This is a genomic window from Bradyrhizobium sp. R2.2-H, assembly GCF_004346455.1.
Lineage (GTDB): Bacteria > Pseudomonadota > Alphaproteobacteria > Rhizobiales > Xanthobacteraceae > Bradyrhizobium > Bradyrhizobium diversitatis.
The window spans coordinates 513543-531833 of the sequence record NZ_SMBR01000001.1 but is presented as its reverse complement, the minus strand read 5'-3'; the positions used below and the strand labels follow the sequence as shown (position 1 = coordinate 531833).

At 65.6% G+C, this 18291-nt stretch carries 18 protein-coding genes; 4 read left to right on the top strand and 14 right to left on the bottom strand.

The features are described from left to right. Nucleotides 1-4 precede the first annotated feature (4 nt). Both EDE08_RS02530 and EDE08_RS02525 read right to left on the bottom strand, forming a co-directional pair. Nucleotides 5-1540, bottom strand: coding sequence for an ABC transporter substrate-binding protein (locus tag EDE08_RS02530; RefSeq protein WP_131866833.1), 1536 nt, complete (start codon nt 1538-1540; stop codon nt 5-7). A gap of 130 nt (nt 1541-1670) precedes the next feature. Continuing rightward, a complete protein-coding gene (locus EDE08_RS02525) occupies nt 1671-2867 on the bottom strand; it encodes a CaiB/BaiF CoA transferase family protein (protein ID WP_131866831.1) in 1197 nt (398 codons plus the stop codon). A gap of 192 nt (nt 2868-3059) precedes the next feature. On the opposite strand from EDE08_RS02525, the gene glgA reads away from it, so the two are divergent. After that, on the top strand, nt 3060-4475 hold the full coding sequence (glgA, locus tag EDE08_RS02520; protein ID WP_061878261.1) for a glycogen synthase GlgA: 1416 nt from the start codon (nt 3060-3062) through the stop codon (nt 4473-4475). Nucleotides 4476-4640: 165 nt separating this feature from the next. Here the strand turns inward: glgA and EDE08_RS02515 are convergent, their stop codons facing one another. The 3 genes from EDE08_RS02515 to EDE08_RS02505 all read right to left on the bottom strand — a co-directional run bounded on the left by EDE08_RS02515 (nt 4641) and on the right by EDE08_RS02505 (nt 7704). Next, the gene (locus EDE08_RS02515) at nt 4641-5588 is read right to left on the bottom strand and encodes an oxygenase MpaB family protein (RefSeq protein WP_165935716.1); all 948 of its coding nucleotides are present in this window, start codon (nt 5586-5588) and stop codon (nt 4641-4643) included. Nucleotides 5589-5666: 78 nt separating this feature from the next. After that, on the bottom strand, nt 5667-6809 hold the full coding sequence (locus EDE08_RS02510) for a DUF3734 domain-containing protein (RefSeq protein ID WP_131866830.1): 1143 nt from the start codon (nt 6807-6809) through the stop codon (nt 5667-5669). Between the two features lie 70 nt (nt 6810-6879). Continuing rightward, nucleotides 6880-7704 (bottom strand): 3-hydroxybutyrate dehydrogenase, encoded by an 825-nt coding sequence (locus EDE08_RS02505; RefSeq protein ID WP_131866828.1) that lies wholly within the window; start codon nt 7702-7704, stop codon nt 6880-6882. 176 nt (nt 7705-7880) lie between these two features. Between EDE08_RS02505 and EDE08_RS02500 the strand changes: the two genes are divergently transcribed. Then, nucleotides 7881-8768: a LysR family transcriptional regulator gene (locus EDE08_RS02500; RefSeq protein WP_131866826.1), complete on the top strand. Its 888-nt coding sequence runs from the start codon at nt 7881-7883 to the stop codon at nt 8766-8768. A 160-nt stretch (nt 8769-8928) separates the two neighbouring features. On the opposite strand, the gene EDE08_RS02495 is transcribed toward EDE08_RS02500, so the two are convergent. Together EDE08_RS02495 and EDE08_RS02490 are read right to left on the bottom strand one after the other, a co-directional pair. Further along, entirely contained in the window at nt 8929-9645 is a 717-nt protein-coding gene (locus EDE08_RS02495) for a peroxiredoxin-like family protein (protein WP_131866824.1), read from the bottom strand. 83 nt (nt 9646-9728) lie between these two features. Further along, nucleotides 9729-10013, bottom strand: a complete 285-nt coding sequence (locus EDE08_RS02490) for a hypothetical protein (RefSeq protein ID WP_131866822.1) — start codon at nt 10011-10013, stop codon at nt 9729-9731. A 238-nt stretch (nt 10014-10251) separates the two neighbouring features. Between EDE08_RS02490 and EDE08_RS02485 the strand changes: the two genes are divergently transcribed. Next, nucleotides 10252-10734, top strand: coding sequence for a cupin domain-containing protein (locus EDE08_RS02485; protein ID WP_131866820.1), 483 nt, complete (start codon nt 10252-10254; stop codon nt 10732-10734). Nucleotides 10735-10834: 100 nt separating this feature from the next. Further along, complete coding sequence (locus tag EDE08_RS02480) at nt 10835-12037, top strand: MFS transporter (RefSeq protein ID WP_131866818.1); 1203 nt, start codon at nt 10835-10837, stop codon at nt 12035-12037. Here the strand turns inward: EDE08_RS02480 and ccoS are convergent. The 7 genes from ccoS to ccoO all read right to left on the bottom strand — a co-directional run bounded on the left by ccoS (nt 12034) and on the right by ccoO (nt 18283). After that, complete coding sequence (gene ccoS, locus EDE08_RS02475) at nt 12034-12201, bottom strand: cbb3-type cytochrome oxidase assembly protein CcoS (protein WP_061878267.1); 168 nt, start codon at nt 12199-12201, stop codon at nt 12034-12036. The two genes, EDE08_RS02480 and ccoS, sit on opposite strands and share 4 nt — an antisense overlap. Beyond that, a complete protein-coding gene (locus tag EDE08_RS02470) occupies nt 12201-14390 on the bottom strand; it encodes a cation-translocating P-type ATPase (protein ID WP_131866816.1) in 2190 nt (729 codons plus the stop codon). Before EDE08_RS02470 ends, ccoS begins: the two co-directional genes overlap by 1 nt. 11 nt (nt 14391-14401) lie before the next feature. Beyond that, a complete protein-coding gene (locus EDE08_RS02465; RefSeq protein WP_131866814.1) occupies nt 14402-14887 on the bottom strand; it encodes a FixH family protein in 486 nt (161 codons plus the stop codon). A gap of 16 nt (nt 14888-14903) precedes the next feature. Further along, on the bottom strand, nt 14904-16370 hold the full coding sequence (gene ccoG, locus EDE08_RS02460) for a cytochrome c oxidase accessory protein CcoG (protein ID WP_131866812.1): 1467 nt from the start codon (nt 16368-16370) through the stop codon (nt 14904-14906). A gap of 118 nt (nt 16371-16488) precedes the next feature. Next, a complete protein-coding gene (gene ccoP, locus EDE08_RS02455) occupies nt 16489-17364 on the bottom strand; it encodes a cytochrome-c oxidase, cbb3-type subunit III (RefSeq protein ID WP_131866810.1) in 876 nt (291 codons plus the stop codon). A 6-nt stretch (nt 17365-17370) separates the two neighbouring features. After that, entirely contained in the window at nt 17371-17535 is a 165-nt protein-coding gene (locus EDE08_RS02450; RefSeq protein WP_028179361.1) for a cbb3-type cytochrome oxidase subunit 3, read from the bottom strand. A 13-nt stretch (nt 17536-17548) separates the two neighbouring features. After that, a complete protein-coding gene (gene ccoO, locus EDE08_RS02445) occupies nt 17549-18283 on the bottom strand; it encodes a cytochrome-c oxidase, cbb3-type subunit II (protein ID WP_131866808.1) in 735 nt (244 codons plus the stop codon). Nucleotides 18284-18291: the final 8 nt, after the last annotated feature.

Genomic DNA, 18291 nt, shown 5'->3' with positions numbered 1-18291 from the left:
GCCATCATTCCAGCCAGGTCCTCGAGACGTCGATCACGCCGTTGTACATCTTCGGGAAACCCTTCAGCTTGGCGCTGGACAGCGCGTAATAGGTATTCTGGAAGGTCCAGAACCAGATCGCGTCCTTGTTGATCAGGCGGCTGATGGCGCAGTAATCCTCGGTACGTTGGCCGAGATCGGCAGTGACGCGCGCGTGGTCCAGAAGCTTGTCGAGCTCGGGATTTGAGAAGCCGGAGAGCGCCAGCGGGCTGCCGCTGCGGAAGTTCGCGTACATCTGCGGATCGGGATCGGCGAGATCGACGATGCGCCACGGCGTCAGCTGGAACTGGCGGGTGAAGGCACGCGACGGAATGGTGGCCTGGTCGACCTGCTCGATTTCCATGTTGGCGCCGACGCGCTTCCAGAACTGCTGGAGCACCTGGCCGATCATGCGGCCGCGCGGCGTTGCCGTCACCAGCATCTTGAACTCGACCGGCTTGCCGTAATCCTTGATCAGCGCCTTGGCTTTTTCGACGTCGAACGGCAGCGCGCCGTCGTCCTTGCACTTGACCCAGGAGCCGTCGCCGTAAGGATTGCTCGCTGGCCGGCTGAGGCCGTTGCTGATGGCCTGCGACATCTTCGGACGATCGATCGCCATCACCAGCGCCTGGCGCACGCGCACGTCGTCGAACGGCGCAACCTTGGTGTTGAAGGCGTAGACCTGCGCGCCCGAGCCCTTGTAGGTGTGCACGGTGAGCTTGGGGTCCTTCTGCGCCTTCATGATGTTGTCGGCGTCGTTCTCGTCGTCCCAGATGATGTCGGCCTCGCCCGATTGCAGCGAGGCGAAGCGCGACTGCGCGTCAGGCAACGGCTTCAGGACGATGCGGTCGAGATACGGCCGCCCCTTGTCCCAGTAGTTTGGGTTCTTCTCCAGCACCATGCGATCGCCGGCGGTCCAGGACTTCAGGATGTAGGGACCGGTGCCGACGGGATTGCGGTTGTAGTCGTCGCCCTTGGTCTTCCAGGCCGTCGGCGAGTGGATCGCGTTATTCTGGCTCTGGATCGTGATCACCGCCGGCAGGTTCACCGAGGGGTCGGTGAGCTTGTAGACGAGGGTGTAGTCGTCCGGCGCCAGCACCTCCTTGACGTTGGTGATGTAGAAGGCGCAGCGGCACTTGTTGGCGGGATCCTTCTGCCGGTCGAAATTCTCCTTGAAGGCCTGCGCATTGAACGGCGTGCCGTCGTGGAATTTCACGCCCTCGCGCAGCTTGAAGGTCCAGGTCATGTAATCGTCGGAATGAGTCCAGGACACCGCAAGCTTTGGCGCGGCCTCGCCCTTGTCGTCGAGGGTGGTCAGCGTGTCGAAGATCGCGGCGGCCGCGGTGAAGGTCGAGGTGTCGTAGACGCCGACCTTGAGGGGATCGAAGCCCGGGATATCCAGCTCCTGGCCGACCGTGATGCTGCCTCCCGGCTTCTGCGCCTGGGCGGGCCCGGCCAGCGCAAACGCCGCAACGAGAAAAATCGGCACGTGCTTGCGCACTGCGGCAGCAATGTTCGTCATGGTTCCTCCCGGGATCCCGCGTCCGATGTTTCGGATCGCTGAACGACTTGAGGGCGAGATTGGCGACAAATGCTCGCCACCGCAAGAGGAACGCACGGGAGTTCAACGCCTCACGCGGCGGCGATGTTGCTCAATATGTCGCGGCTGTTTTGCCTGGCGGAATTTTCCCATCGCCTGCGAGGCCGAGCTCGTCGCGCAGCGCATCCGTGTGCTCGCCAAGCGCGGCGACCGTCTCGCCCGGTGTGGTATCGGCACCGGACATCCGGAACGGCAAATTGAGCACCCGGAAGGAGCCACCCTCGTCCTGCACTTCGGAAAGCGCCCGCCGATGCGCGAGCTGCGGATCGGCCAGCGCTTCGGACACAGTGCGATAGGCCGAGGCCGGCACGCCGGCCGCACCGAGCGCAAGGAGGCATGCGTCGGTCGTGAGCTGGCGCGACCAGACTTCGACGCCATCCATCAAGTCCGCCCAGTTCTCGCGGCGCGCGGCGTAGGTGGCGAAGCGGGGATCGGAGATCCATTCGGGGCGTCCGATCACGCCCATCAATCCCTGAAACGTCTTCTCGCTGGCGACCGTGATCATGACATAGCCGTTTCCCGTCTCGGTCGGGCCGAACATCGGGCGCGGCGGCGGCTTCACCGCGAATTGCGCGCTCTGCAGTTCGATCACGGTCAAGGTCAGCATCGATTCCAGCATGGAGACGTCGATGTGCTGGCCAAGCCCGGTGACCGTGCGCTGATAGAGCGCCGAGGCGATCGCGCCGAAGCCGTAGACGCCGGTGACGACGTCGGCATGGTAGATGCCGCAATAATCGGGACGGTTGCGGCCCGGCTGGTAGGCCAGATGCGCCATGTCGTAGCCGGAGGCCGCATGGATCACGGGCGCGTAGGCCGGCAGCTCGGCCGAGGGGCCGGTCTGGCCGTAGCCGGAGATCGAGCAGTAGATCAGCCTCGGATTGACCTGATACAGCCTGTCGTAGTCGAGCCGCAGCCGGTGCATCACGCCCGGGCGGAAATTCTCCACCAGAATGTCGGCCGTCCCGACCAGCCGGTGGACCGCCTCCCTGCCGTCCTCGGACTTGAGGTCGAGCACCACGCTCTTCTTGCCGACATTGAGCTGGCCGAACACGGTGCTACACCCCTTGCGCAGCGGTGGCCGGGTCCGCATCGTCTCTCCGCCGTCGGTCTCGATCTTGATGACCTCGGCGCCCATGTCGGCGAACATCCGCGTGCAATGGGGGCCGGCGATGGTGGTCGAGAAATCCAGGACCCGCAAACCTGCCATGACCTTTGTCAACGTCCCCTCATGCTTATCTGATAACTGCATGCCTGCTCACGCCTTGGGTCTCTTAGGAACCAACGAAGTGCTTTGTTGTTGATGCGGCGACCCTAGAGGGCGGCGGCCGAGTAGGAAAGTGGTTACCGCACGGACGCGTCGCGTGGGCGGGCTTGGAAATTCCAGGACAACTGGACCCGTTCTTGCATAGCAGCAAGCGGGATCGGAAGAGGGCGGCTGTTCTTGAGGGTCTTGTTCGTCACCACTGAGATGGATGACTTCATCCGCGTTGGCGGACTGGGCGCCGTTTCCGCCGCTCTTCCCCGTGCACTTCGCTCCTTCGCCGATATCCGGATCATGCTGCCCGGCTATCGCGACATCATCGAGCAACTCACGCATATTCAGATCGTCGGCCGCTGCCCTGCATTTGCGGAGATGCCGGCCTGCTCGCTCGGCCGGGCCGCTACCAAGGACGGGTTGCCGGTCTATGTGCTGTTGTGCTCACAGCTCTACGACCGGCCCGGCAATCCCTATGGCGACGAGGCCGGACGCGACTGGCCCGACAACGACATCCGCTTCGCGCGCTTTGCCTCGGCGGCGGCTGAGCTCGCCATGGGCAAGCTGGACAAGAATTGGGCAGCGGACCTGATCCATGCCAATGACTGGCCGGCCTCGCTCGTGCCGGCGTACCTCGCCTGGCGCGGCGCCAAGCTGCCGTCGATCCTGACTATTCACAACCTCGCCTATCAGGGCCTCTTCCCGAAGGACTCGCTGCGGCGGATCGGCGCACCGGAGAGCTCCTTCCACATCGACGGCGTCGAGTTCTACGACCAGGTCTCCTTCCTCAAGGCCGGGCTGGTCTACGCCTCGCACCTCACCACCGTCAGCGGCACCTATGCGCGGGAGATCACCACGGCCGAATTCGGCTGCGGCCTCGAAGGCCTGCTTCGCCTGCGCTCGGATGCGGCCGAGCTCACCGGCATCCTCAACGGCATCGACGAGAGCTGGGACCCGCGCTCCTGCGCCCAGCTCGCCCAGCAGTTCGGCGCCGGCGACTGGGTCGGCAAGAGGGCCAATGCGGATTACGTGCGCAAGCAGTTCGGCTTAGCGGTCTCGCGCGGCCCGATGTTCGGCATCGTCGCGCGGCTCGTACACCAGAAGGGCATCGACCTCGTGCTGTCGGCAGCCGACGAGATCGTCGACGCCGGCGGGCAGATCGTGGTCACCGGCTCCGGCGAGCCGGCGCTCGAGCAGGCCCTGATCGACGCGCATCGCCGCCGCCCCGACGCCATCGGCGTCGCGATCGGCTTCAACGACGCGCAGGCGCGGCGCATCTTCGCCGGCAGCGACTTCACGCTGATGCCGTCGCGCTTCGAGCCGTGCGGCCTCAGCCAGATGTATGCTCAGCGCTTCGGCTCGCTGCCGATCGGGCACCAGACCGGCGGCCTCGCCGAGACCATCACTGACGGCGAGACCGGATTCCTGTTTTCGAAGCCCTCGCACGAGTCCTTCCTCGGCGGCGTCCGCCGGGCCTTCTCGGCCTTCATGGCGCAAGACCAGCTCGATACCATGCGCCGCAGCGCCATGGGACGATCGTTCTCCTGGAGCATCTCGGCCGGCAGCTACAGCGCACTGTACCGGAAGCTGGCGTCGGTGTGAGGCGCCGCTGTCATTCCGGGGCGCGCCGCTTGGCGCGAGCCCGGAATCCATCGTGCGGCCGGAATGCTCTGAGAAACGGATTCCGGGCTCGCGCTCCGCGCGCCCCGGAATGACCGAGGAATGACGGCGGTCCGTGAACTGCGCGAATAACCGACTTCCAAGACCCTACTTCCCGCGTACGTCCATCTGCGGCCGGCCGATCCAGGCGCGGTTGAGACAGCGGATCATCCAGTCGGGCTGCGTCTCGCCGCGCAGCCGCGCCTGCGCCTCCTGGTAGGGGCCGACATAGCGCAGCCTGTCAGGCAATCTCGGATAGACGCGCCTGATCCAACTCAGTGCGTTGTCGGCGGCCCTGATATCCCCCTCGTCAAGCTCAAACCCGAATCCGGCGCGCAAGCGCTCGGGCAGCATCCTCACCGTGAGGGCGCGGTACCATCGCGGTGGCCGCAACCAGGGACGCGCGCCCGCGAAGATCTGCGTGGCGATCTCGCGTGCCGCCGTGCTGACCGTCAGCGTCTCCGACTGCGACATCGCCGCGGCGTAATCGGCGAAGCCGGTCCAGTCCGCCGGCAGGTCATTCCCTGTCAGCCCGAACAGGGCACCGAACATCCGGCTTTCGGCCCAGTAGCACTCGCGCTCTTCCAGAGTGGGCGGTGCCAGAACGAGGTCATGCGCCATCAACGCGGTCTCGACCAGCGTGGCGTGGATCCAGCGTAGCGACGGAATGTCATTGGCGCAGTAACGCGAGCCTGCCGCGAACGGGCCGACGGTCTCGGGCATCTCGCCGACGATCATGTCGTGGCGCCGGCGCAGCTGCCGCGACGACAACAGCGCCCGGTCGAGCGAGCCGAACACCATGGCGAACACGATGCCGAATGTGCGATGGAAGCGGCCGATCGGATCGGCAAAGGTCTTGGAATGCTCGGCGATCGCCGCGGCGACCCAGGGGTGGGCCAGTTGCAGCAACAGCGCGCGGCCCGCGCCGAGAAAGATCACGGCCTCGCGGTCGATCCGCCAGGTGACGGTGTCAGGGCCGAACACGCCGGCAACCGGGCCCGCCGCGCGAGCACGGACCTGATCGAGGGACAGTTCCAGATCGCTCCCGGACACCACTTGCGAGAACTTTCGACTGCGGGCCAACACCGACGATCCGCAAGGCTCGTGGCAATTCGATGAAGAGAGACGCCGCCCCTATTCCGCCGCCATCGGCATCTCGTCCATGTGCTCGTGCAGCACCACGCCGGCGAGCGGATCGAACTCGCCGATCCACGGCTTGCGCGCCAGCACCGCCTTCGTATGAGCATAGCCGGCATGCCAGCGCCGCGTGATCCCGGACGGACTGAAATCGATGTCCTTGGTATGCGTCTCGCGCTCGAGTTGCGGCGTCAGCAGCCGCACCACATGCATGCGGGTCGGACAACCGTAGCTCGTCAGCTCACGCACGGCGGGGTCGTTGCGTTCGCTCTCGGGTAGCCGTGCCGCAAGCTGGTTGATCACATGGCGCAGGCGATGGGCCTGCTGCTGTCGCACGATCTGGCTCGCGATGCGGCTGGAATATTGCACGTCCTTGTGCCGGTTCAGCACCTCGGCCATCGTGGTCGGCTCGGGCCCGACGGGATTCCACAGATGCACGGAGAAGATCAGCGAATCCTTGCGTGGATTGTCGTCGAACACCGCTTCCGTCGGCGTGTTCGACAGGATGCCGCCGTCCCAATAGAGTTCGCCGTCGATGCGCACGGCCGGGAAAGCCGGCGGCAGCGCGCCCGAAGCCATCACATGCCTTACCGTCAGCTCGCCGTCGCGGCTGTCGAAATAGCGCATTTCGCTCGTGCCGACATGAGCCGCACCGACCGTCAGGCGCGGCGCGCAGCGATTGGCCAGATCGAAATCGACGAGCTCACTCAGCGTCTTCTGCAGCGGAACGGTCGAGTAATAGCCGGCGTGATCGGGACCCAGCGGATAGGAATCTCCGGCATGCGCCAGCGGATTGGGGCGGAAGAAGCCTGGAATGCCGTGGGTGACGGTCGACCAATAGGCCAGCTTTTCGTTGAAGCCGGGAAATGCGGCACGCCAGTCCCATACCGGCTGCTGCTCCATCCGTTTCCAGAACTCCCTCAAGCGCGCGAGCCTTTGCGCCGGCGCGTTGCCCGCGATCAGGCTCGCATTGATGGCGCCGATCGAGGTGCCGATGACCCAGTCCGGCTCTATGCCGGCCTCGTGCAGCGCCTGGTAGACGCCCGCCTGGTACGAGCCGAGCGCGCCGCCGCCCTGAAGCACCAGCACGACCTGACCCGGGATATCCTTGCGCTGTATGTTGGTCTGCGTGCCATTCATGGGTCGCTCCTGATCAGCCTGCACTGCCCGGTTATTCGCTGCCGACTGCGGCTTGTTACGCCGGCTCATGTTAGTGCGCGGTCCAGCCGCCGTCGACAGGCAGCGCGACGCCCGTGATGAACGCGGCCGAGTCTGTCGACAGGAACACCGTGAGCGCGCCGAGCTCTTCGACTGTCGCAAAACGCTTGTTCGGCTGCTGTGCCAGAAGCACGTCGCGGATCACCTCGTCGCGGGAGATGCCGTGCGCCTTGGCCTGCCCGTCGATCTGCGCCTCGACCAGCGGCGTATAGACGTAGCCCGGGCAGACCGCATTGCAGGTGATGCCCTCCTCCGCAGTCTCGAGCGCGGTGACTTTCGTGAGTCCGACGATGCCGTGCTTGGCGGCGACATAGGCCGCCTTGAATGGCGAGCCGACCAGACCGTGCGCGGAGGCGACATTGATGATCCGGCCAAAGCCGTTCCGCCGCATCGCCGGCAGTGCGAGCCGCGTCGTGTGGAACGCCGCGGTCAGATTGATCGCGAGAATCTGATCCCATTTTTCGACTGGAAACTGGTCGAGCGGCGCGACATGCTGGATGCCGGCATTGTTGACGAGAATGTCGAGCCGGCCCGACTGGGCGATGGTGGCCGCGATCATCTCGGCGATCGATTTGGGCTTCGTCATGTCGGCGGGCGAGTAACTCGCCTTGACGCCGAACTCGGCGGCGATCTGCTCGCGGGTCCGGCCGATCTCGCTGGCGACGCCAAGCCCGTTCAGCACGATGTCGGCGCCGGCCGCGGCCAGCGCACGCGCGATGCCGAGGCCGATTCCGCTGGTCGAGCCCGTGACCAGCGCCACCTTGCCCGCCAGCGCGCGGGCAGGTTGAGATGTCTGCGGCTTCACCGGTATGTTCATGACGCGGTCTCCATTGGCAATGGCTGGCTTCCAGCCTGCGCAGAAGCTGGAGCATCGCCCGCCCAAGCGGAAATACCGGCTGGCTTCCGAATCCATAGGCGCGCGCTATTACGGGCGGGATGTCATTCGCCGGCCGATCCGATAAGATCGAGTTCATTCTCGCTCGGAGCCGATCCATGGAAATGCACCAGGTCCGCTATTTCCTCGCGGTGGCGCAGCTCTTGAACTTCACGCGCGCGGCCGAGGAGTGCAACGTCACGCAGCCGTCGCTGACGCGCGCGATCAAGCAGCTCGAGGCCGAGCTCGGCGGCGACCTGTTCCGCCGCGAACGGCCGGCGGCGCAATTGACCGAGCTCGGTCAACGCATGCATCCGCTTCTGAAGCAGTGCTATGACGCCGCCGCCGGCGCACGCTCGCTCGCCTCCTCGTTCAGGAGCGGCGAGATCGGTGCGCTCCGCATTGCGCTGACGCATTCGATCGACCTCGCCCTGCTCATTCCGCATCTCAACGAGATCAAGCGGCAGTTCAACCGGCTCGAATTCCGCTTTCTGCGCGGCTCGAACCGGGAGGTCGGCGATTTCCTGAAGAAGGGCGAAGCCGAGCTCGGCATCGCCGCGGAGATCGACGAGGCCTGGGACCGGCTCGACGTCTGGCCGCTGTTCACCGAGAATTTCGAGCTCGTGGTCGGCGACGGACACCGCCTGGCCGGCCGCGCCAGCGTCGATCTGGAAGATTTGCGATCCGAGCAGCTGCTGAGCCGCACCTTCTGCGAGCACGCGCGCCGCATCTCCGAGAGCCTGCGCGAACACGGCGTCGACATCGAACATGGCCATGAGGTCTCGAACGAGCGCGATCTGATCGAGCTGGTCGAAGCCGACATCGGCGTCGCCATGGTGCCGCACACCTCGCCCGTGCCTGAGCGGCTGACGCGCGCCGCAGTCGCGGGGCTGGATGCCCGCCGTACCGTCAACCTCTATGGGGTCGCCGGCCGGCAGCGCACGGCCGTAGGCAATGCCGTGATGCGCATGCTGCGCGGCGCAGACTGGCGGGAGATCGCGGGGTAGCTGGGGAAGCATTCTCGCACCAAGCGAGATGCGCATTGCTGCGCCCTCGCCCCTTGTGGGAGAGGGCACTTCAATGTGCATCTCACTGCTTGCAAGAGCATCATGTATCTGTTCGACAACAAGGGGAGAAAGACGAGCAGCCCGCCCGCGCAGACCTAGACTAGTTCTCCCGGCTCGCGTTCTCCAGCGCCTCAACCAGATCGTCGATCTCCATGCGCTTGCGGAAATCCGGATCGACGAAACGAGCCTTCACGATGCCGTCGCGGCCGACGACGAACACGGCCGGGATCGGCAGCATCCAGCCGTCATTGCCGTGGAATTTCGCCATGTCCTGATAGGACAGCAGCTGCTGAATCTCGGTGCCGAGCCAGATCGCGAGATTGAGCGACAGCGCGTAGCCGTTGTCGAGATCGGTCAAAATCGGAAACGGCGCGCCGGATTCGGCCTTGAGCTGCCCGGTATATTCCTGCGTCTCCGGCATGATCGCGACCACCTGCGCTCCCATCGCCCTGATGCGATCGAGCGCCTGGACCACGGCGCGGACATTGAGCCGGCAATAGGGACACCAATGGCCGCGGAAGAACATCACGGCGAGCGGGCCGCGCGCCAGCAGCGCGGGCAGCGCGATGAGACGCCCGCCCTCGTCGGGCAGCATGAACGGCGGCATCGGATCGCCCGGGCGCGGCGCCGTCGCGCCACCGCCGTTTCCGTCCAATCGCGCCACCAGCCGATCGACCGCCTCGCCATAGGCCGGGAAGACCTCGCGGCTGGCATCGGCATAGGCACGGAGCTGTTCGTTCAGCGTACCGTCCATGTCGCGGCAGCGCTGGAAGGCGAGCCTGAGCTGTTCGGCGTCGGCTGGCGAGAGAGACGTCATCTTTCTGCTCCGGCATTCCCTGGGCGAATAGTAGTTTCCCGGTTCGGCCGCCCGCAAGGGGCGGCCGCGCTGCCAGGATCGGTTCAGTTCACGTAGAAGTTGCCGGTGGGATCGAGCCGCCCCGAGGCAGAGTACAGCGTGCCGTTGTCCATGAAGAAGACCGTGTTGTCGGGCACCTTCTTCGCGTGCTTCATCATGGCCTCGTGGTTCTTTTCGGCCGGCGCCATCGCCATCGCCGACATCTTGCCGGGCCCACCATAGATATAGGCCATGCCGGCCTTGAAATCCCAGGTGGCCTCCGAGAGGGCCGATGTGGCGATGACCGCAAACGCGGCGGTGGCGATCAGGGTCTTGGACAGTCTTGTCATGGGATGCTCCTCCGGATTGACGTGAACGCCCGCCAATCGGGCGCTTCGCCATCGAACGGTGGAAGCCGCGCAAGCGGAAATGCCGATCCACAATCGGTTCGATAGCCGTCGCCTATCGGCATAGCGCCGCGCTATCGCACCGAGAGCGAAAGGGCATTTCAGGACGGGCCGTGGCTCGAAGAAACTCCTGCCACAGCCGGCGACCAGCGAGGTTGCGGCCAACACAGGAGACCTCCCCATGTTCACGAGCCACGCTCTGTCGCGCCTGACCTGGCCAGGCCTTGCAATCGTCGGCGCGCTGACCCTCTCGGCGCAGCCGGTAGTCGCCGGCGAATGCCCAGCCGGCAAGATCAAGCCGAACGCACAGCAGATGGTCGACCACAAGGCCGTCGGCGTCACCGACGTCACGCTCGGCGCAATCGATCTCGGCAAGCAGCCTGCCCGTATCGAGGGCCGAGAGCTGCGCTTCCGCAGGCTGACCATCGCGCCCGGCGGCATTGTGCCCTGGCACAGCCATGACGACCGCCCCGCCCTGATCTTCGTGCAGCAGGGCGAGATCGTCGAATACGCCTCCAATTGCGTCGATCCGATCGTGCACAAGGTCGGCGACATCCGCCCCGAAGTCTACGGCACCTCGCATTGGTGGAAGAATCTCGGCAAGGAGACGGTCATCCTCTACGTCGGCGACGTCCGCAAGGATCTCCACGATAATCACATGTAACGAGCGCCCCAGCCCCAGCACTCGTTACCGGGTGTGGCGCCCGGGATCCCCCATGCCGCCGGCGTACCGGGCGCCACATTCCTCACAGGAAAATCAGGCCATGACCGATCTTTCCGCTCCCATCGAACCGGACGTGATGACGAACGAGGCGCATTCCCCTGGTCTCGCGCTTCGCTCGCTCGTGATCGGCCTCACCGCCTTCCTGACCGTCGTCGACCTTTTCGCGACGCAGGCGATCCTGCCCTCGTTGACGCGGCACTACGGCGTCACGCCCGCAGCGATGGGCTTTGCCGTCAATGCCAGCACCTTCGGCATGGCGGTCGCAGGTCTCGTCGTCGGCTTCTTCAGCCCGCATATCGACCGGCGAACGGGCATCCTGCTCAGCCTGGCACTTCTTGCGATTCCCACCGGCCTGCTGGCGTCCGCGCCAAATCTTGCCGTCTTCACCGTCCTGCGCGTCGCGCAGGGCCTGTGCATGGCGGCCGCCTTCGCGCTCACCCTCGCTTATCTCGGCGAGCAATGCAGTGCCAAGGACGCCGGCAGTGCGTTTGCCGCCTACATCACCGGCAATGTCGCCACCAACCTTGTCGGCCGGCTGATCTCGGCGGCCGTGGCCGATAGCCTCGGACTCGCCTGGAACTTCTACTTCTTCGCAGCGCTGAACCTGGCCGGCGCGTTACTGGTCTATTTCACCATCCAGCGCGTGCGGCCGATGCATGCGATGATGCCGGCGGCTTCGCCGGTCTCCGCCACCATCGCGCACTGGCGCGATCGGCGGCTGCGCGCCGCTTTCGGCATCGGCTTCTGCATCCTGTTCGCCTTCATCGGCATCTTCACCTTCGTCAATTTCGTGCTGGTGCAGCCACCGCTGTCGCTGGGCATGATGGATCTGGGCCTCGTCTATTTCGTCTTCCTGCCGTCGGTCGTCACGACGCTGCTGGCCGGCAAGGTGGCCGCGTGGCTGGGAACGCGGCCCACGATCTGGAGCGCGCTCGCTGTCGCCGGGCTGGGTCTGCCCTTGATGCTGGCTCCGCATCTGGGCACGGTGCTCGCCGGCATGGTTCTGGTCGGCGTCGGCACATTCTTCGCGCAGGCCGCCGCGACCGGCTTCGTCGGACAGGCCGCAACCGACAACCGCGGCATCGCCAGCGGGACTTATCTTGCATGTTATTTCTGCGGCGGGCTCGTCGGCACGGCCGTGCTCGGCCGGCTGTTCGATGCCTTGGGCTGGCAGGCCTGCGTCGCCGGTGTGGGCGTGGCGCTCGCGCTGGCGGCCCTGCTCACCTTCGACCTGAAGCGCTAACGCTCGACCGGGGCCTCCTGCGGCGGCTCGTCGTCGGCGATCGCGCGCCAGGCGGCGCCGTCGAGATCGTCGTATTGGCCGCTGCGCAGCGACCAGAGGAAGGCGACGAGACCGGCACCTCCGAGCATCAAAGCCAGCGGCACCAGGATGACCAGGATCTCCATCACACGATCTCCCGCGAGGCGCTGCGGGCACGCAGCGAATTCAGCATGACCAGGATCGAGGATCCGCTCATGGCCGCTGCAGCAATCAGGGGCGTCACGATGCCGCTGATCGCGACCGGAACGGCAAGCACGTTGTAGCCGATCGCAAGCCAGAGGTTCTGCCGCATCAGGTGCAGCGCCTTGCGCGAAGCATCGATCGCGGCAACCACTGGGGCGAGCGGCCGGCCGAGGAAGACGAGATCGGCGGTGGCTTGGCTGAGATGCGCGGCCGAGATCGGCGACATCGACACATGGGCAGCCGCCAATGACGGCGCATCGTTCATGCCGTCGCCGACCATCAGCACCTTGGCGCCGCGCTGCTTCAGCTCCTCTATCCGCGCGATCTTGCCGGCCGGCGTGACGCCGGCGCGCCATTCGGGAATGGCGAGCGCATGCGCCGCAGCCTTGACCGCCGGCTCGCGGTCGCCGGACAGGATCTCGATGCCGATGTTGCGCGCCTTCAGGGCCGCGACCACGGCCTGCGCATCCGGACGCAGGCCCTGGCGCACCGAGAGGACGAATTTCTCGCTGCCCTTGCTGAAGGCGACGACGGAGGCTTCGGGATCGAGCGTGGCACCGCCGACCAGCGCCTCGGCACCGCAGTAGGACGGACGGCCGAGGCGAAGCTCGACGCCGTCCACGGTAGCGCGGACGCCCTGCCCGGGTTCCTCGACCGCGCCGACGATCGGAGACTTCGCACCGGCAGCCTGAGCGACGGCGGCGGCGACCGGATGATGGCTCGACAGCCCGAGCCGGCCCGCGAGCTCGAAGATGTCGGCGGGGATGTCGGCCGCATTCATCACTTCGAGATCGGGCAGCGTCAGCGTGCCGGTCTTGTCGAAGATGACGTGGTCGGCTTCCGCCAGCCGCTCGATCGCGTCGCCGGAATTCAGCAGCACCCCGGACTTGAACATCGCGCCGGAGGCGATCGTCTGCACGGTCGGAATGGCAAGGCCCAGCGCACAGGGGCAGGTAATGATGAGGACGGCAACGCCGGTGACGATCGCGTCGTGCCAGCTCGCGCCGGCGATGACCCAGCCGAGGATGGTCAGAAGCGCGGTGGCATGCACCACCGGCGCGTACAGCCGCGAGGCGCGGTCGGCGAGCCGCATGTAACGCGAGCGCGCCTGCAGCGCGTTGTCGAGCAGCCGCGTGATCTCAGCGAGCAGCGTCGCCTCCGAGGCGGCCGAGACCCGCACCCGCAGCGTGCCCGAGATGTTCATCGATCCCGCATAGACCGGCGTGCCCTGCTCCGCCGTGACATAGAGCGTCTCGCCGGTGATCAGGCTCTGGTCGATCTCGGAACGTCCCTCGATCACGGTGCCATCGACCGCGCAGCGCTCGCCCGGCCGCAGCAGCACGATGTCGCCGGGATGGATGGCAGCTACCGGCACTTGCGAGATTTCGCCGGGGCCCACGAACTTCGCAGCCGTCTCCGCCTTCAGCGCGGCGAGATTGCCGGCGACCGCGCGGGTCCGCCGCCGCATGTTCTGGTCGAGGAAGCGGCCGACCAGGAGGAAGGTCAGCAGCATGATCGCGGCGTCGAAATAGGCGTGCTCGGCGTGGTGGATGGTCTCGACCACGGACATGCCGAGCGCCAGGATCACACCGATCGAGATCGGCACGTCCATGTTGGTGGTCTTCGCCGACAGCGCGCGCCAGGCCGAGCGGAAGAACGGCTGGCCGGCATAGGCCGCCGCCGGCAGCGCGATCAGCGCCGACAGCCAGTGGAAGAAGTCGCGCTGCTCCGGCAGCATGTCCGAGACGTTGCCCGACCACACCGGGATCGACAGCATCATCACGTTCATGGTGGCGAATGCCGCGACGCCGAGGCACCGCAGCAGGAAACGCGATTCGGCGACCTCGGCCTCCTCAGCGCTTTCGGTCTCGAACGGATAGGCCTTGTAGCCGAGCTCCTCGAGGCGATCGATGAAACGGCCGGGCTCGAGCGTGCCCGCCTTCCATTCCAGCGCGACGCGGCGGTCGGTGAGGTTCACGCGCGCCAGCGTGACGTCCGGAATGGCGGACAGGCCGCGTTCGATCTTGGCCATGCACCCGGCGCAGTGAACGCCTTCGACCGCGAGATCGATGTGCTGAATGCCCTCACCCGCGCTTCGGACGTAGTGCGAGAAATCCCGCGTGACGTGCATGACGAAGTCCTTCAGTTCAGGATCACGCGGTTGCGCGACAGGAACACGCGTGTTCCCCGCGCCTCGCCCTCGATCACCAGGTCCCATTGGCCCGGCGCGACGGACTCTGCACTGCCGCGATAGAGACCGATGCCGGATTCGGTGAGCTCGACGGCGAGGTCGGCACGCTTGTCGGTCGGCCGCTCCAACCGGCCGCCGAACTTGAGCCCGGAGATCGGCTGGCCGCCGGCATCGCGGGCTTCGACCTGGACCGAGGCGCCGCCGTCGCTGCGGCGCTCGATATGGGCGTTGACCTTCCATTTGCGCGCGGCCTGGTCCTGCGCCGCCGAGATCTCGCGGTCATAGACGAGGCCAGCGGCGTAGGGGCTGTCGACGTCGGTGCCGGGCAGCGTCGCGATCGCGAGCTTCATCATGGTCCCGTTGACCCCGATCACGACGCCGAAGAAGGCGACCAGCATCAGCAAGACCTTGGTTCCGGTCAGAGGCTTGGAAGCCATGGCAGTCTCCTGATCCTTAGGGCGAGACGAAATTATCGGTGGCGGACGCGACGACGCCGAGTCCGATGTCCGTGACGTGGAAGCTGACCGGAATCGACTTCTCCGGGTTGTTGTCGGCCGGCGCGGTGACGAGAAGGCGGAGCTCGCTCGTCGAGTCGCGCGGGATCACGATCATCGGCCGATCCGGGGTCACCGAATCGACGCCGACGACGTGAACGGTCGAATTGACCGGCCCGTCAGCGTCGATCGCGATCACGCGGTCATAGCCGCTCTTGTTGAGCAGCCGCACCGTGTAGGCGTTGCGGATCGAGCCGTCGCTGAGCTTGACCGCGACCGGATTGCGGTCGTGCAGCACGTTGACGTCGAGCAGGCTGCGGGTCGCGAGCGTGTAGATCATGATGCCGCCGACCGCCGCGATGATCGCGCTGTAGACGACGGTGCGGGCGCGGACGATGCGGTAGATCGGCGCCTTGCCTTCCTGGCGGCGGTGGATGTTGATGTCGTTGTCGTAGCCGATCAGGCGCTTCGGCCGGCCGATCTTCGCCATCACGTTGTCGCAGGCGTCGATGCAGAGCCCGCACTGGATGCATTCGAGCTGCGGTCCGTTGCGGATGTCGATGCCGGTCGGGCAGACCGCGACGCATTGATAGCAGTCGACGCAATCGCCGACCTGCTGGCCGAGCGCGCGCAGCTCGGCGGCCTTCTTGACGGAGGTACGCTTCTCGCCGCGGTCGTAGCGATAGGTGACGTTGAGCGCCCATTCATCCGTGAGCGCGGCCTGAATCCGCGGCCACGGGCACATATAGGTGCAGACCTGCTCGCGCATGAAGCCGGCGAGGACGTAGGTCGTCGCGGTGAGAATGCCGATCCAGACATAGGCGATCATCGGCGCCTGGAAGGTGACGAGCTCCTTCACCAGCGTCGGCGCGTCGCTGAAATAGAGCACCCAGGCGCCGCCGGTCCACCACGCGATCAAGATCCAGATCGAATGCTTGAGCACGATCTCGGAGATGCGCTCGAGCTTCAGCGGATCGGACGATTTGTCCTTCTTCATGCGCTCGCGCCGGTCGCCCTCGACCAGACGTTCGACGGCGTAGAACAGGTCGGTCCACACCGTCTGCGGGCAGAGATAGCCGCACCAGATGCGGCCGCCGACCGAATTCATCAGGAACAGCGCCACCGCGGCGACGATCAACAGGCCGGTGAAGTAGTAGACCTCCTGCGGCCACAGCTCGATGAAGAAGAAATAGAAGCGGCTGTTGGGAAGATCGATCAGCACCGCCTGGCTGGGGGCGCCGAGGCCGCGATTCCACCGTACGAACGGCAGGAAATAGTAGACGCCGAGGCAGACCGCCATCAGGCTCCATTTGATCCGCCGAAACGTGCCCGAGACGCTCTGCGGGTAGACCTTCTTGCGGGCCGCATAGAGTGGCCCGCTGTCGTCCGCTGGCTTGAGTTCGTTCGGATTGACGGCCTTGTTCATCGCTGAATCTTTCAAGAGGTGCGATTAAACCTAGACCCGGCGCCGGAAACGCCCTTGATCCAACGCAAACGGGGGCGCTTTTCTTCGCCCCCGCCGGAAGTCGTCGGTCGCGGATCGGCTATTTGCCGCCGCCGAGCGAGTGGACATAGACCGCCATCGCCTTGATGGTGGCGGGATCGAGCCGGCCTTCCCAGGCCGGCATCACGCCGGCGCGGCCCTGGCTGATGGTCTCGATCAGGCTCGCCTCGTCGGAGCCGTAGAGCCAGATCTTGTCGGTCAGGTTCGGTGCGCCGAGCTCCTGGTTACCCTTGCCGGCATCGCCGTGACAGGCGGCGCAATTCTCCGCAAAGATCTTCTGGCCCTTGGCGGCGTCATAGCCGTTGCGGGTGGAAAGGCCCGACAGCGACCGCACGTAATTGGCGACCGTGACGATCTCGTCGCCTTTCAGCACACCGTCCTTGCCGAAGGCGAGCATCTGGCCCTCATGCGTCTTGGCATGGCCGGACCGTGCGCCGAACTGGATGGTCTGCATGATCTGGTCGAGCGTGCCGCCCCACAGCCAGTCGTCGTCGTTCAGGTTGGGATAGCCCTTGGCGCCGGCGGCACCGGAGCCGTGACACGGCGCGCAATTGTCGCCGAACACGGTCTTGCCCTTGGCGCGGGCGAGCGCCAGCAGCGCCGGGTCCTTCTCGATGTCGGCGAGCGAGGCCGCTCCCAGCGCCGCCATCTTGTCACCGCGGATCTTCTCGAGGTTGGCGAGCTCGACCGCGACGTCGGCGCGCGAGGAGTAGCCGAACACGCCGGTGGTGTTGCTGGAGATCAGCGGCCAGGCCGGATAGACGATCCAGTAGCCGATCGACCAGACGATGGTGAGATAGAAGGTGATCACCCACCAGCGCGGCAGCGGCGTATTGAGCTCCTTGATGCCGTCCCACTCGTGTCCGGTCGTGGACTTGCCGGAGACGGAATCGATGTCGCTAGAATGATCGGTCATGGTTCTCTACTCCTCCCGCAACGGCAGGTGCGCCGCTTTGTCGAACACAGCCTTATTACGGGGCCAGAATGCGTAGGCGACGATCGCGAGAAAGATCGCGACGAACACCGGTGTCCAGATCGTCGTCACGAGATCGGACGCAAGATTATGGACGGTCAGGATGGCTTTCATCGTTCATGCCTTCTCAGCGAAGATTGGCTTTCTCGTTGTAGATCTTGAAGTCGACCAGCGTGCCGAGCATCTGCAGGTACGCGATCAGCGCGTCCATCTCCGTCGGCGTGCCGGTCTTGCCGTCGAAATTGCGCACGACGGCCTTGGCGTAGCGCTTGCCGAAGGCATCGGTGCCGGCGTTGTCCGGATCGGCCTGAGCCTTCAGGTCGACGGCGGCGTTGGCGATCTGCTCGTCGCTGTAGGGGACGCCGACCGTCCTGAGCGTGCGCATGTCGCCAGCGATCGCGTCCGGGTCGACCTCGGCCCTGCTGAGGAACGGATAGCCCGGCATCACCGACTGCGGCACGATCGCGCGCGGGTTGGTCAGATGGGTCACGTGCCAGTCGTCGGAATATTTGGCGCCGACGCGGGCGAGGTCCGGACCGGTGCGCTTGGAGCCCCACTGGAACGGATGGTCGAACATGCTCTCGGCGGCGAGCGAGAAGTGGCCGTAGCGCTCGACCTCGTCACGCAGCGGCCGGACCATCTGCGAATGGCAGAGGTAGCAGCCCTCGCGGACGTAGACGTTGCGTCCGGCGAGCTCCAGCGGCGTGTAGGGCCTGACCCCGTCGACCTTCTCGATCGTGCTCTTGAGGTAGAACAGCGGCGTGATCTCGACGAGACCGCCGATCGCGATCACCAGCAGGATGCCGACGACCAGGATGATCGAGTTCTTTTCGAAGATTTGGTGGCGTGTCCAGAACGACATTTCTTTAG